This window comes from Mucilaginibacter sp. KACC 22773 (assembly GCF_028736215.1).
Classification (GTDB): Bacteria; Bacteroidota; Bacteroidia; order Sphingobacteriales; family Sphingobacteriaceae; genus Mucilaginibacter.
In genome coordinates, this window is sequence record NZ_CP117883.1 from 4666679 (window position 1) to 4681015 (window position 14337).

13 protein-coding genes are annotated in these 14337 nt (G+C 44.6%); 3 read left to right on the forward strand and 10 right to left on the reverse strand.

The genetic code is table 11. The features are described 5' to 3' along the window. Positions 1-304: 304 nt before the first annotated feature. From PQ469_RS18985 to PQ469_RS19015, 7 genes are all read right to left on the reverse strand, one after another. Positions 305-1510, reverse strand: coding sequence for an efflux RND transporter periplasmic adaptor subunit (locus PQ469_RS18985; RefSeq protein WP_274209096.1), 1206 nt, complete (start codon positions 1508-1510; stop codon positions 305-307). Further along, positions 1500-2765 carry a heavy metal-binding domain-containing protein gene (locus PQ469_RS18990; protein ID WP_274209097.1) on the reverse strand — a complete coding sequence of 422 codons (1266 nt, stop codon included), beginning with the start codon at positions 2763-2765 and terminating at the stop codon, positions 1500-1502. Before PQ469_RS18990 ends, PQ469_RS18985 begins: the two co-directional genes overlap by 11 nt. After that, positions 2749-3984: a TolC family protein gene (locus tag PQ469_RS18995; RefSeq protein WP_274209098.1), complete on the reverse strand. Its 1236-nt coding sequence runs from the start codon at positions 3982-3984 to the stop codon at positions 2749-2751. The genes PQ469_RS18990 and PQ469_RS18995 overlap by 17 nt, the downstream gene beginning before the upstream one ends. Before the next feature lie 4 nt (positions 3985-3988). Then, positions 3989-5881 (reverse strand): efflux RND transporter permease subunit, encoded by a 1893-nt coding sequence (locus tag PQ469_RS19000; protein ID WP_274209099.1) that lies wholly within the window; start codon positions 5879-5881, stop codon positions 3989-3991. Next, a complete protein-coding gene (locus PQ469_RS19005) occupies positions 5878-7152 on the reverse strand; it encodes an efflux RND transporter permease subunit (RefSeq protein ID WP_274209100.1) in 1275 nt (424 codons plus the stop codon). Before PQ469_RS19005 ends, PQ469_RS19000 begins: the two co-directional genes overlap by 4 nt. A 51-nt stretch (positions 7153-7203) precedes the next feature. Beyond that, the gene (locus PQ469_RS19010) at positions 7204-7449 is read right to left on the reverse strand and encodes a heavy metal-binding domain-containing protein (protein ID WP_090644563.1); all 246 of its coding nucleotides are present in this window, start codon (positions 7447-7449) and stop codon (positions 7204-7206) included. A 137-nt stretch (positions 7450-7586) separates the two neighbouring features. Beyond that, a complete protein-coding gene (locus PQ469_RS19015; RefSeq protein ID WP_274209101.1) occupies positions 7587-7967 on the reverse strand; it encodes an HYC_CC_PP family protein in 381 nt (126 codons plus the stop codon). A gap of 505 nt (positions 7968-8472) precedes the next feature. Between PQ469_RS19015 and PQ469_RS19020 the strand changes: the two genes are divergently transcribed. The 3 genes from PQ469_RS19020 to PQ469_RS19030 all read left to right on the forward strand — a co-directional run bounded on the left by PQ469_RS19020 (position 8473) and on the right by PQ469_RS19030 (position 9985). Then, positions 8473-8892, forward strand: a complete 420-nt coding sequence (locus tag PQ469_RS19020) for a hypothetical protein (RefSeq protein WP_143065403.1) — start codon at positions 8473-8475, stop codon at positions 8890-8892. A 149-nt stretch (positions 8893-9041) separates the two neighbouring features. Next, on the forward strand, positions 9042-9380 hold the full coding sequence (locus tag PQ469_RS19025) for a hypothetical protein (protein ID WP_274209102.1): 339 nt from the start codon (positions 9042-9044) through the stop codon (positions 9378-9380). 122 nt (positions 9381-9502) lie between these two features. Beyond that, the gene (locus PQ469_RS19030; protein WP_274209103.1) at positions 9503-9985 is read left to right on the forward strand and encodes a hypothetical protein; all 483 of its coding nucleotides are present in this window, start codon (positions 9503-9505) and stop codon (positions 9983-9985) included. Positions 9986-10000: 15 nt separating this feature from the next. Here the strand turns inward: PQ469_RS19030 and PQ469_RS19035 are convergent, their stop codons facing one another. The 3 genes from PQ469_RS19035 to PQ469_RS19045 form a co-directional block, all read right to left on the reverse strand. Then, positions 10001-11416, reverse strand: a complete 1416-nt coding sequence (locus tag PQ469_RS19035; protein WP_274209104.1) for a polysaccharide lyase 6 family protein — start codon at positions 11414-11416, stop codon at positions 10001-10003. A 438-nt stretch (positions 11417-11854) separates the two neighbouring features. Further along, the gene (locus PQ469_RS19040) at positions 11855-12250 is read right to left on the reverse strand and encodes a DUF6799 domain-containing protein (protein ID WP_274209105.1); all 396 of its coding nucleotides are present in this window, start codon (positions 12248-12250) and stop codon (positions 11855-11857) included. A 61-nt stretch (positions 12251-12311) separates the two neighbouring features. Further along, on the reverse strand, positions 12312-14336 hold the full coding sequence (locus PQ469_RS19045) for a copper-translocating P-type ATPase (RefSeq protein ID WP_274209106.1): 2025 nt from the start codon (positions 14334-14336) through the stop codon (positions 12312-12314). Position 14337: the final 1 nt, after the last annotated feature.

The following is a 14337-nucleotide window of genomic DNA, read 5'->3' on the forward strand; positions in this document are numbered from 1 at the left end:
TGAACAATCTTTTAGTTCTTTTTGTCCTTGTATCTTTGAAAGATTGGATTTTCATCAAGATAAGTACTAAAAAAGCCCTTTCATGAAGCAATAGCATTTGAAAGAGAGAAGTTTTGACTTACAAAACACCCGGATGTCAATTTTCATCCGGGTGTTTTTACATCCCAGCTACCGTAAGTACTTTCGCTGCCGCAAGGCTCCTGCCTTGTGGCCCGCTGATAGGTAAATTCCATGCTAAGTAGTGAATATGCAACACCCGGATGTTTAATTTCATCCGGGTGTTTTTGTATACCCGCAGTTCACATTAAAGATTCTTAAACACCGCTTCACTGTTCAATAAATAAGCACCGTTTGTTATTACCACGTCGCCATTGTTTAGGCCGGAAAGTATCGGTACGTATTGCCGGTTGCCGGGGCCTACGGTAACCTTCCTGGGCGAAAAACTGCCGTTGGCATTTTTTATCCATACTTTGCTGCCCTTGCCATCGGTTAAAACGGCCGATGCGGGTACTGCCAGCGATTGATGGTTGCCTGTAGCCGCGCTTACGTAAGCCAGCATGCCCGGCCTTATTAAGCCATTGGGGTTTGGCACACTGATGCGTACCAGGTTTACTTTGGAGGCATCTGATATTTCGGGGTTGATAAATGCTATTTTGCCGTCGATGGTTTGCCCGTCCAGGTCGGGGAACGATAGGGTTACCTGGTCGTTTACTTTATAGCTGCCGCCTTCACCGGCATACAACTGGGCCTCCACCCACAAATTATTCAGCGACTGGGTTTTTAAAACGGTCATGCCTTCCGTAACATAATCGCCTTCGTGTACCGCTATCTCGCTTACGGTTCCACTTACATTGCTCAGTATGGTTGTTGTGGCCGCGGCTTTGCCCGAAGCAGCCAAATTATTGATCTGTGTTTGCGACAGCCCCCGTAACCGCAGTCTGCTTTCGGCCGAGGCAATCAGTTGTTTATAATCAACATCGGGGTTGTGCAGCATTTTTTGTTGCTGCCGGGCCAGCAGGTATTCTTTTTCGGCCTCCTGCAAATCCTCGCTATAAAGCGAATAAACCGGCTGGCCCGTGGTTACCTGCTCGCCAATGGCACGTACAAAAAGTTGCTGCACCCGTCCGGCAATCCTGGCGCTAAATTCCTGGGCGGCGGTTTCGTCGGTAGTTACCGTACCTGTAAGCATTTTTGCGCCAGCGGTATTTTTTGTGCCGATGGTATCTGTTTGTATGGCGGCTAACTGCTGCTGCGTGGCGGTTAGACTGATGCTTACATGAGCGGCATTGGCGGCGGCGGTAAGCTCAACCTTAATCAGCTTCATGCCGCAAATGGGGCAATTACCGGGATGCTCCTCATGCACCTGCGGATGCATAGAACAGGTGTAGTAAGCATTGGGCCGTACCGCTGTTTTGGCAACCTGTATCGGTGGCTTTTGCTTACAGGCGGCAAACAGGCTAAGCACCAGCAGCATCAAAAATGAATATTTTAAAAACTGGTTACTGTTCATGGCCTTGTATTTTAATAAAACTTTCGCTATCGGTTAAATATTGCGCGTTGGAGGCCAGGCTATCGGTAAGGGCCAGGCCCTGGGTAACCTGGATATAATTGCCATTTACCAGACCAGTACTAACCTGGCTGACACGGTAAGCCGCGCCCTTTTTTAGCCATACCACCTGTGTTTGCCCAAGGCTGACAAGTGCCTCCCTGGGTATCCATAAACCCTCGGCCCGGCCGGTTTGTATTTTTGCTTTTACCAGGCTGTTTACTTTAAGGCTATGATCCATATTATCCACATAAACCCGGATACTGGTGGTTTTATCTCCTTGCTGCTGGGTTGGCTCAATAAAATTCACTTTACCGTTGATGATTTTATCGGGTATATCGGGCAGCCGCAATTGAACCGGCTGGTTTAATTTTAAAGCCGAGACTGATGACCGGTCTATTTTAACTATAGCCCACAGGCTGTGCGGGTTAACAACATTAAACAAGGTTTGGCCTTTGGTTACATACATGCCCTCTTTGATAGTTAATGGTTGATTAGCCGCAAAATTAACAGGCGTTTCCGTGGCGGGTGCTCCTGCCATCTGGCTGTGCTGCGTATCATGTACGTGGCCGTTATAAGGACTGTACACTGGTAGGCTGTAGAAAGCTTTACCGGTTTTAGCTACCTGGTTTACCTGCGCCATGGTCATGCCCAACAGCAGTAGTTTTTGGCGGGCCGCGTTGAGCAGTTCGGGCTCGGGTTGCGGGTTGTGGGTAAGGTATACCAGGTCCTGCTGGGCGGTAACCATATCGGGGCTGTAAATATCAAAAATGCGCTCCCCGGCATGTATTTCCTGGAAAGCATATTTGATATACAGTTTTTCTATCCGGCCCGAAAACCGGGATGCTATATTATTAAATGTGCGGGTATCAAAATCAAGGTAGCCATCGCCATAAATTTCGGTAGCGATTGATTTTTGAACCGGCTTAATAGCAGTTGCCGACGAAACAACGCTGCTGTTAACCGGCTGTAAAACCGTACCCAGGCTGATACCCGATCCCTCGCTGGCCTGGCCTGTTTTTTTCACCAGGGTCATGCCGCAAATGGGGCAACTGCCGGGATGGTCCTCCATAATTTGGGGGTGCATGGGGCAGGTATATTTCACATCGTTTTTGGCCTGGGTTTGTGTAGCGGGGGCTGGCTTTGGGTTGCTGCAGGCGCTCAACAGCGTATATGCAACCACCAACGATACTGCAAAGATTTTATTTAGTGCTTTCATACTCCCTTTCATAAGCTACCTGTAGTGTTAAAAGTTCCTGTAACCGGTCAAGGGCGGCCATACGGGCTGTTTGCAGGCTTTTTATGCCATCCAGTACGGTGGGCAGGTCGCCCGTATTTTGGTCGTAGGCCTGTAAAGCAGTTTTATAAGCGTTTTGCAGTGCGGGAATGATATGCCGGTTATAGTTGTTCAACTGTCTTTTTTTGCTGCCGATATCGGTTCTTAAACCGGCTAACTGCCCCTGGGTCTGGTTAAGCAGGTCGGCTTTTTTTTGCTGCAATGCTGCCACCTCATAACGGATGCCCTTCAGGTTGGCTTTATATTCTTTAGACGCCCATGGAACAATAGGTATCGTAACAGAAGCCATCAAAACGTATTGGTTGGCATACCCGCCATAACTTTGCATGTGCGCCGCCTGGATGCCAAAATCGGGTTTACGCTTGCTGTATTCTACCAGGGCGTTCAATTGCTGCAGCTCGATACTGCGGCTAATTCCTTTTATATCGCTGCGCTGCGCGGCCAATGCAACGGTATCAACTATAGCGGTTTCGTAATCCTGGTAGATAACATTTGTATCTACGGTAAAAGCGGTTTGACGCTCCCGGTTCATCAGCGTGTTCAGCATAATGTTTCGTTGGTTTATGTCATTATTCAGTTGTTCGCGGGTATTATCCAGCTCAAACAGTTCGGCTTTGGCTTTGTAGATATTAGGCAGCTTTTCTTTGCCATAGGTGAGCCTGATATTGGCGTCTTTAAGCATGTATTGCAGCAAACCCTCTGTATTTTGCAGCAGGTCCAGTTTTTTTTCGAGCACTACCCGCTCATAATAATATTGCCGGGCCTGCGCCATGAGCTGGTTTTTCATATAGCCTTTATCGGCTGCGGTTACTTTAGACATTCCCTGCATATAAGCCTCTTTTGCTTTCAGCTTGGCGGGGTTGGTAAACATTTGCTCGGCCTGTATCATCAGGGCCCCTCCATTTGGGTTTAGCCGGTATGGTGTTTGATATTGCCCGGCGCTGATTTTTGGCGCATCCAGGTTTTTGGCACCGGTGGCGTAGGCATCCTGCGCACCTATCGTGGCATCGTATGCCAACAAGGCCGGGTTGGCATTTATTTTAGCCAAAACACTATCCAGCGGCAAGCGCTCCTGTGCCCGCGCGGTTGCGCCGGTGAGGCAGATGAGCAGTGTATATATAATTTGATACTTAGTTTTCATGGTTTTATTCCTTTACAGCCAATACTTCCAGCTTGCCATATTTTTTTAGCTCGTACTCTTTCACCATCAAAAAGATGAGGGGCGTAACCAGTAAAATATGGGTGGAAGATGTTAATACGCCTCCTATCATAGGCAGTACAATGGGCAGCATTACATCGCTGCCGGTGCCGGTTGCCCACAACACGGGCACCAGGCCAAATAAGGCAACACAAACCGTCATGAGCTTTGGCCGCAGCCGTTTTACCGCCCCGTTCATTACGTATTCGCGCAGATCGTTTCTGCTGATGTTTTCTTTTGAATTCCCTCTTAAAGCAACCAGCTGCTGCATGGCATCATTAAGGTATATCACCATGACAATTCCCGTTTCTACAGCGATACCAAACAGAGCGATAAAGCCGACAGCCACCGCTACCGATAAATGCACCCCGAAAAAATATACCATATATGCCCCGCCTATTAAAGCGAAGGGGATACTGATAAGGCTAAAAAAGGCCTCGCGGATGGAATGGAATGCAAAATACAGGCAGGCAAATATGATAATGAGCACAACCGGGAGTATCAGTTTTAAAGTACGCTCGGCGCGGATCAGGTTTTCGTACTGGCCGCTCCATTCAATAAAATAGCCTTTGGGCAATAGTTTAACCATGGCATTTAACCGGGCCTGCGCTTCCTGAACGGTGCTGCCCAGGTCGCGGTCGCGCACGTTGAATAGGACGGTGCCGCGTAGCAGTGCGTTTTCTGACTGGATCATGGCCGGGCCATCGCTGATGCTGATATCTGCCACAGACGATAGCGGTACCGGGCCAAAGGATGTTGTTTGTACCAGTGTGCGCTTAATATCCTCTAAATTACTCCGGTAATCCTGCGCCAGGCGAAGGTTTATGCTAAAGCGCCTGCGCCCTTCAATGGTTGGGGTAAGGTTCATGCCACCCAGGGCGCTCTCTACTACTTCGTTTACATCATCGACGCTTAATCCATACCGGCCTATGGCATCTTTGTTCACCAGGATATCCAGGTATTTGCCGCCGGTTATCGGATCAACATATAAGTCTTTTACGCCACTTATACCCTGCAACGCCTGCTTCATTTGGTTCGATAAAGCATAAATGGTATCCAGGTTTTGCCCGTACACCTTTAGGCCCACATCGGTACGGATACCAGTAGAGAGCATGTTGATACGGTTAATAATAGGCTGTGTCCAGCCGTTTACCACGCCGGGTATTTGTAGTTTGGCATTCAGTTCATTGATGATGTCTTCTTTTTTAATTCCCTTGCGCCATTCGGCAGCGGGTTTTAACAGGATAATAGTTTCAACCATGCTAATGGGCGAATTATCCGTAGCCGTATTGGCCCGGCCGGCTTTGCCCAGCACATTTTTTACTTCGGGGATGCTTTTAATGATCCTGTCCTGAACCTGCAAAAGTTGCTTGGCCTCGGCGTTGGAAATATCGGGCAGGGTAACCGGCATAAAAAGGATAGTGCCTTCATCCAGCGGCGGCATAAATTCGCTGCCCAAACTCAATAAAAGCGGGATACTTACCAGCAATGCTATCACATTAATGCCGATGGTGGTTTTACGCCAGGTTACACACCAGCTGAGTATTGGCCGGTATATTTTTTCTAACGCACGGTTTATGGGATTATGGTCATCGGTCCTTAACTTCCCTTTCAGGAAAAAAGAGATAAGTACCGGAGCCAGTGTTACGGCTAATATGGCATCAATGGCCAGGATAAAAGTTTTTGTCCAGGCCAGGGGGCCAAACAGCTTCCCCTCCTGCCCATCTAATAAAAATACGGGCAAAAACGAAGCAACAATAATAAGGGTAGAGAAAAAAACGCCGCGCCCCACCTGTTTACAGGATGCTTCTATGATCTTGATTCTTTCGGCTGTGGTCATGATTGCTCTTTTTGTTGTGCGATGGATAAATTGCGGTGCGAGTTTTCGACCATTACGATGCCGTTATCTACAATAACCCCGATAGCCAATGCAATACCGGTTAACGACATGATATTGGAGGATATCCCAAACGCGTTGAGCAGTATAAAGCTGGCCGCTATAGTTATCGGGATCTGGATGATGATGCTTAAAGCGCTGCGCCAGCTAAACAGGAACAGGATAACGATAATGGATACCGTAATCATTTCCTCTAACAGTGTATGCTTAACCGATTTAACGGCACTTTCAATCAATTCGCTCCGGTCATAGGCTATTTTAAATTTTACGCCCGGCGGCAATCCTTTTTGAATATCAGCCATTTTATCCTTAACCGCATGGATCACCCTATCGGCATTCTCGCCATAACGCATCACCACAATTCCGCCAACGGCTTCGCCCTGGCCATCCTGATCAAAAATACCCAGGCGTTCGTCGCCGCCCATTTGCACGGTGGCAATATCTTTTACCCTAACGGGGATGGTTTTATTAACACCAACGGCTATGTTCTCTACATCCGCCAATGATTTAATATAGCCCAGTCCGCGTACAATATAGCCGGTGCCGTTCATTTCAAATTTGCGGCCGCCTACATCATTGTTATTGCTTTTAACTGCTTTAAGTACCTGCGACAGGGAAATATCATAGTAGTTGAGTTTATGCGGATCGATGCTGATCTGGTATTGTTTTTCGAAACCGCCAAAGGAGGCTACCTCGCTTACACCGGGTACTGTTTGCAGCCCCAGTTTTACATACCAATCCTGCAGGGCCCGCTGTTCGCCCAGGTCGATGCCTTTGGCGTCGAGCGTGTACCATAATATATGGCCAACGCCCGTGCCATCCGGCCCAAGGGTGGGTGTAATGCCTTGCGGTAATAAACGCTGGGCGTAGTTCAACCGCTCCAGCACCCGGCTGCGCGCCCAGTACACATCGGCTTTATCATCAAAAACAATATAAACAAAGCTCATCCCGAACATCGAGGTTGCCCTGATGGCTTTAACCTTCGGGATGCCCTGTAGGTTGCTTACCAGCGGATAGGTTACCTGGTCTTCCATAATTTGCGGGCTGCGGCCCTGCCACTCGGTAAACACGATGACCTGGTTGTCTGACAGATCGGGTATAGCATCAATAGGGTTTTCATTTACCGCGTAGGCACCCCAGGCAAAAAGGGCAACTGCAATAAACAAAACGATATACCTGTTTTTTAACGACAGGCTAATAAGTTGGTTAATCATCTTAATGGTTTTGATAAGCCCGGCCGCTGGTTGGCGGCCAGGCTTAATGAGTTACATTTTCATGGCTGCCGGTTTCTTTTTAGCAGGTGATTTTTTTACCAGGGCCATACCGCATTTGGGGCATTTGCCGGGTTTATCGCTCAATACCTCGGGGTGCATAGTACAGGTGTACTGCACTTTTGCAGGCTTGGCCTTTTTGGTGGTATCGGCGCTCATTTTACCGTTTGGTACACCGGCTGCAAAAACAGTTGCCGCAGAAAACAGGATGGCTACCGCCATCAGCATTACTTTTTTCATGGATTAAAAAAATTGAAAAGTGGATAAATAACATAGATTAAAACCTATGCGTGAATTATAAATTAAGATGATGTATTTTAATTTAAAGGCTAACCCGGTTACATAGGGTAACGGCTAAAAAAGGAGAGGGAACAGGATCAAATCCTGTAAATGCAATTAAGGGTATAAATCGGTATATCAGTGCTCCCCGGCGGGGCATTTGCCTGATAAGCGATAGCGGATGGCAATTCTTTAACAATAATGGCTGCTATCCAATGGTTAACGACCGGTAACAACGCAGGCGATAAAGCCTGTAATGCAACCGACGAGGTGTTTACATGGGTATCCTTAATTTTAAAGCTTTGCTTTTCGTTTTTGCAACAACTGTCATCCGCTTTTTTATGGGCCTCGTTGTCGGCTGCGCCATAAATGAGGGTAACAGAAGCCAGCTTGCCACAGCAATAAAAACGGTTAACCCCGATACCCACGCAGGATAACAGGTAAATAGCCGTGATTAAAATGAGTGCTGTGCGTTTCACAATACTAAGTTATTAAATAATTGTCACATTTGCGAAGAAGATACCTAAAATGACAGGGCAATGCGTTTACTTGGGTTAACATAACTTAACACATTTCAGATATATTTTTTATAAGTATTTGATAATCAATATTTTATATTTTATCATGGTTAACACTGAACTTTTCACGCAATTTAGGTGCATCCAAATATTTGTGCCCGTTGTTGGCCAATACAAGTCCTTTTGGTACCTGGATCATTTAACCACGATCAGCCAATAAAAACAAGGTATCGTTTGACGCTTATACCTTCCCGACGCTATAAGCTTATTCCGTTAGCTATTATAAATAACAGCTTATCGCTGTTAACTATTTAGATGCGTTTGCCTTGTAATGTTGTGAGTGAAAAATACAGGAAACCAACAGCAATCGGGCTGATGTTTTTATATATTGTATTTTTAATTGTGGTAAGGAGGTTAAATGTACTGTAGGGTTTGCGGCAACAGCGGAATTTTAAATAGAACGTGCGTGGCATTATTTTTCGTGTTGACTTTCGCTGTTATCGGTTGCAGAAATAATGGTAAGAACATCGCGCCGCTAAATATCGTTCTTAAACATTACACCATGGCAGCGACAGAGAAAAATTGCACAATGGTAGTCTTGCTTAAAGCCTACCCTGTAAAAGATCGGGAGCAAAAAAATGGATTTGCAAATCTTTATATCTGTAAAAAGCAAGACAGTAAAGAGTTGATTTTTATTTTTGAAACAGACAAAATAGCGCCTGGATATTTGGTTGATCCTGATATAAAAAACGAAGGCTTTTGTATTTATCCCCAGGATGTTAATTTTCAGCCCCCATCCAATGTAAGGGTAGATGTGCCAAAAGACTTCTCCATGCCCAATGGATCAGCATACCTATTTGCAAGCCTATACAGGCGTTTGGATTAGTGATAGTTGATTGGAGGTTAAATATTCGTCGCTAATATGCGCGACCAAGGGTTATTTTGAAAGTTTCACCTTTTAGGTCGTTCTATTATAAAGTGAATAAGTATCGGCAAAAAAAGAAAAGAAGTTGAAGAACTTAGGCAATAGGTAATATGAAAAAAATAGAAGCTATCGCGAAAAATGTTGGTTTAATATTGCTGATCTATATATTGGGTTGTGGACCTGATATTGATGAGAAACGTGATAAATCGTTTAATGGGATAATTGTAGAAAAGATAGATACCCCTCCTTGTTTTGCGGATATTGTAATAAAGCATGGGAACAACATCGATACCATTAAAGACTTATGCACATGTGTTCCGATCAAAAAACAACTTTGGAAATATAGCTTACTAAACGACAGTATTTCTAAGGCAAAGGGGGAGTTAACAGTTAAAATTTTCAGAAAGAATGTAGTCCAAAGTTTCGAATATCCATTTTGTAACCACTAAGTAATTGCGCCAGCTGAGTAGCCGTTTATCGCTGCCGCACAGAATTTTAGCCTTTTGGCCCTTGGTCAACGACATACAAAGCATTGAATAGACAACTCCCGGATATCGCAATAAATTAACATATGGAAATAGCGCAACTTATCAATCAAATTATTCCTCCGTCAGATTGGCAGCATAGGGAAGGCTTTACGAATATGCATATAATTGATCAGTTAAGTTATTCTGAACGACTGCTTGTAGAATCATTGTTAATGGAAAAATTAATTGAAAAAAAATCAGCCGACACATTAATAGTTGAAACATTGGCCTATATGAAATCAACTAAATCCCTGCCTGTATTTAATAATTTATTAATAACCTCTCCTGATAATTTCGTCAAATTGATAATTGCAACTTCAATTTTTAAAATCAGTTTAGATTACGCAATGGTCGATATAGCCATCGATCTATTTTTAACATTTAATGATAAGTATCAAAAAATACCGGCATTTGTTTACTTAAAAAGCTTCAATGATAATAAGACAGATGCTTTTATTAAAAAATACATTAACGACCCCGATTATTTAATCTCTTATAATGCAAAGAGACATTTAGGATTAAATTAGGAAGTCCGCTTATGCTTAATGCTTAGCGTTATAACCTACATCGGCGACATTAAGAACATGGGCATTAACCGTTGCCGTGCTAAGTTCATCTGCACCAATATCGAAAGGTGCAATGCGGGGCTGCCCGTCCATATCAACCTTAACCTCGGGATAAGATGCAGTTGCCTGATCGATGGCAGGGCTGCCGGTTTGTACGTGATAAGTACCTGAAGATGTTTTAAGCAATTTTGGGTCAACTGTTTTATAGCCTTCAGCCGGTATATTGCCTGCATCTTTTACATTGTACAAAATATTGCCTGCCCATTGCGGGTTGGTATAAGGCCCCGAAATAGTTGCCGCTGCTCCCCCTCCCTGGATAATGTTGTTAACTATCGAAACATATGTGGCCCCCATTCCATTCTTACGTTCTGCTTGAATAATATTTTGCTTATTATCAACCAGGGTGTTAAATCCAATCAATATCCTATCGGGCCGGTCATGAGCGGTTAGCAGTGCACCATCAGCTACTTCCCCATCACCGTTGCCAACCACAATAGCCGAACTGCAGTTTTCAAAATAATTACTAAAAATCAGGTGGTCGTCGCCAAAAATTCGAAGACCCGGTGTATTGAAGAAATAATTGCCGTAAACCAAACTTTTGTTACCGTGCCGTAAAGTGAACTGTGCCGGGCAATCACGAATGGTATTGTACCTAAGCGTTACCGCCGAAGCTTTAACCGAAATCAATTCATTCTCGCCTTCACATTTTTCAAATAAATTATATTCAACTATACTATTACTTGATGATAAGCTAAATCCGCTTAAGCCAAACTGAAGTGCTTCGGCGCCATTTTTACCCCCCTGGCTTGCAAAATTGTTAAAATAATTATGGTGGATGTGCAATCTTTCGGCAATTTGCTTCCCCTCGCCACGGATTGCTATAAAGCGTCCCATAGCATTTTTATTTTGAAAAGTGTTATAGTCAATTTCGTGGTCGCTGCCGGCCACGGTAAGCTCCTCGCCATCACCCGGGTTTTCAAAAATATTTTGGGTAAACCTACAATGGTTTGTGCCTATACCAGTTTTAGCGCGGCCCGCCACGTGTGTAAATTTAAAGCCGCGGATAGTAATATATGCAGCCGGATTCATCAGGCTAAAGCCCCCTTGTCCGCTAATTTCGGCCCGGCCCAGGCTTTGGGCGGCAATGGTTATGGGTTCCTTTTCGGTACCTTTATTACTCACAACAATATCTTCTGTTGTTGTATAAACGCCATCGGCCAACAAAATCCGATCGCCAGGCTTAGCTAAATTGATGGCCTTTTGCAAACCGGCAATTGAAGATACAGTAACAGTAGTTGCAAAAAGCACATTTGAAAACAATAACATGAAAACAACAAATGCAAAAGCCAACCTGTTATTATTTAAATAAACCCGGTGATATTTTTTAGCCATTATTTTAGGTTTTTAATTAAGATGATGGTGCTAACATCGGCTTAATTATTAATGGTTTAATCACACAAAAAAGCTAATTAATATACTGAATTGTCCTGGTAATTGAACATATGCCGACTTACAGCTGTCAATAATATCACATTACACAAAAAGTAAGTGGCCCGCCGAAGTCTTTTTTTTTTAACTCATTGAAAACCCGCATAACACAAGACAAACTGTAAACTTTTTTTTAGGACGAGACATACCAAAGTGTACTGTACCGGTACGGACGAGACACCCTGGTACGGGGTGAAACACCCTGGTACGGGGTGGTACACCACTGATGGTTAATATTTTTAAGTAAAACAAAACATTCCGAATTATTACCTGCAGTTTGTGCCCAGCCGGGCACAAAAAAACGGCTTACCAAATAACGATAAGCCGCTCTTTAAATCCAGTCTACATTTTGTGCCCTGCAGTATCTTTTTTCATCCGCATTTTTGGCATCTCGCCGTTCATCATTACACACTGGCCTTCTTTTAGCTTCATAGTTTTGCCTCCCTTCATTTTACAGGTTCCATCGGCCTCAACAATGGTACCGTTTGTCATGGTTTTAGCTTCGGTCATGGGCATGGTTTTGCCATTCATCATGGTCATCATTTTACCATCTTTCATCATTACACAATCGTGCATTTTATCCATCGACATGTGCGACATTTTGTGCATTGATTTCTGCGACATTTTGTGCGACATTTTATGCGACATCTTGTGCATGGTAGTGTCGGTTGTTTTGGTTTGTGCCATAGCGCTACAACTTAAGGTAACAGCAATCAGGGCAATCATCATTCTTTTCATTTTTCTGGTGGTTTATATTGGTTAATATTTTGCTTGTTGATGGAGCCTGGTTTAGGGTTTGTTATTCTTTCACTTTTAGCATACCTGCATTTATAGCTACAACCAAGGTACTTACTGTCATTAACACCGCCCCCGCTGCCGGGCTTAAAAGAATACCCTGGCTATATAGCACACCCGCAGCCAGGGGCAGCGCCACAATGTTATACCCGGTTGCCCAAATCAAATTCTGGATCATTTTACGATAGGTTGCCTTGCCAAACAGTATCAGGCTTACAATGTCTTTCGGGTTGCTGTTCACCAGTACAATGCCGGCAGTTTCGGCAGCAATATCGCTGCCCGAGCCAACGGCAATGCCAATATCAGCCTGGGCCAGCGCGGGGGCGTCGTTAACACCATCACCAGTCATGGCCACAAATTCGCCTTTGCTTTGCAGTTCTTTAATTTTATCTAATTTTTGATGGGGTAATACTTCGGCGATGAAACTATCCATACCTAAAGTTTTGCTTACACTTGCCGCCACTTTATTGTTATCGCCGGTTAACAAAACAGACCTGATGTTTTCCTGCTTCAAGGTTTTAATGGCATCTGCCGATTCGGGGCGGATCTCGTCCGATAAGGCAATGTACCCGGCCAGTTGCCGGTCAACCATTACAAATACCACCGTTTCGGTATCGTTGGCATTATATTCACCGGGAACGGCCAGCTTATTTTCTTTTAAATAACCCGGACTAACCACCAATATTTTTTTCCCATCTACCGTTGCCTCAACACCCTGGCCGGTTATGGCCTTAAAGTTTTGTGCCTGCGGGATGGCAATTTTTAAGTCTTTAACTTTTTGCAGGATACCCGTGGCTATGGGATGCTCGGAGTTTTGTTCTAAGGCAGAAGCCAGGCGGATGAGGTCGTCCTGTTTGATTTCTTTATTAAACGAAACCACCTTGGATACCTCAAACTTGCCCACAGTAAGTGTGCCTGTTTTATCAAATACTACGGTGGTTATTTTACGGGCATTTTCAAAAGCGGTTCGGTTTTTAATGAGCAAGCCATGTTTAGCCGATAATGCTGTTGATTTGGCCACCACCAGCGGAACAGCCAGCCCTAAAGCGTGCGGACAGCAAATAACAATAACGGTTACCATCCGTTCCATGGCGAAGGCCATGGTTTGCCCCGTTAAAAACCAGTACATAAATGTGCCGATGCCTGTTATTAGGGCTATAATTGTTAACCATTTTGCAGCAGTATCGGCCAGTAATTGCGTTTGCGATTTTGATTTTTGCGCATCGTCAACCAACTTAACTACCTGCGATAAGTAGGAATCTTTAGCGGCATGTGAAACGGTTACTTTAAACGACCCGTTGCCATTAATGGAACCGGCTATTACTTTATCACCCTTTACTTTTTGTACCGGCTTTGATTCGCCCGTGAGCATAGATTCATTGAGGTAGCTTTCGCCTTCCAGTATAATACCATCCGCCGCTACTTTTTCTCCGGGTTTTACCAGGATAATATCATTAGCGTTTAACGTATCTGTTTTAACGTCGTGTACGCTGTCTCCCATTACCATGTGGGCATCTGCCGGCATGAGCTTAACCAGCAGCTCAAGTTCATTTGACGCCCCCATTACCGATCGCATTTCTATCCAATGTCCTAAAAGCATAATGAGGATAAGGGTAGCCAACTCCCAAAAAAAATCCATCCCCTTAAGACCGAAAACGATTGCCACACTGTAGCTATAGGCCACCGTAATGGCAAAACCTATCAGGAACATCATCCCCGGATTTCTGGATTTTGCCTCGCTTATCAAACCTGTTAAAAAAGGCCAGCCGCCATATACAAACACCACCGACGATAAGGCAAACAAAATGTAGGATGAACCTTTAAACTGCCAGCTAACCCCCATAAAATGCTGGATCATGGTCGATAACAACATGATAGGGACTGTAAGCGCCAATACCACGTAAAACCTTTTTTTAAAATCGGCAATCATCATGGCGTGGTGGTCATGCTCTGACATTCCCATGTGCTGATCATGCCTATCGTGCATTTTATGATGCTCCATCCCCTCCTGCATTTTGTTCATCTCCATA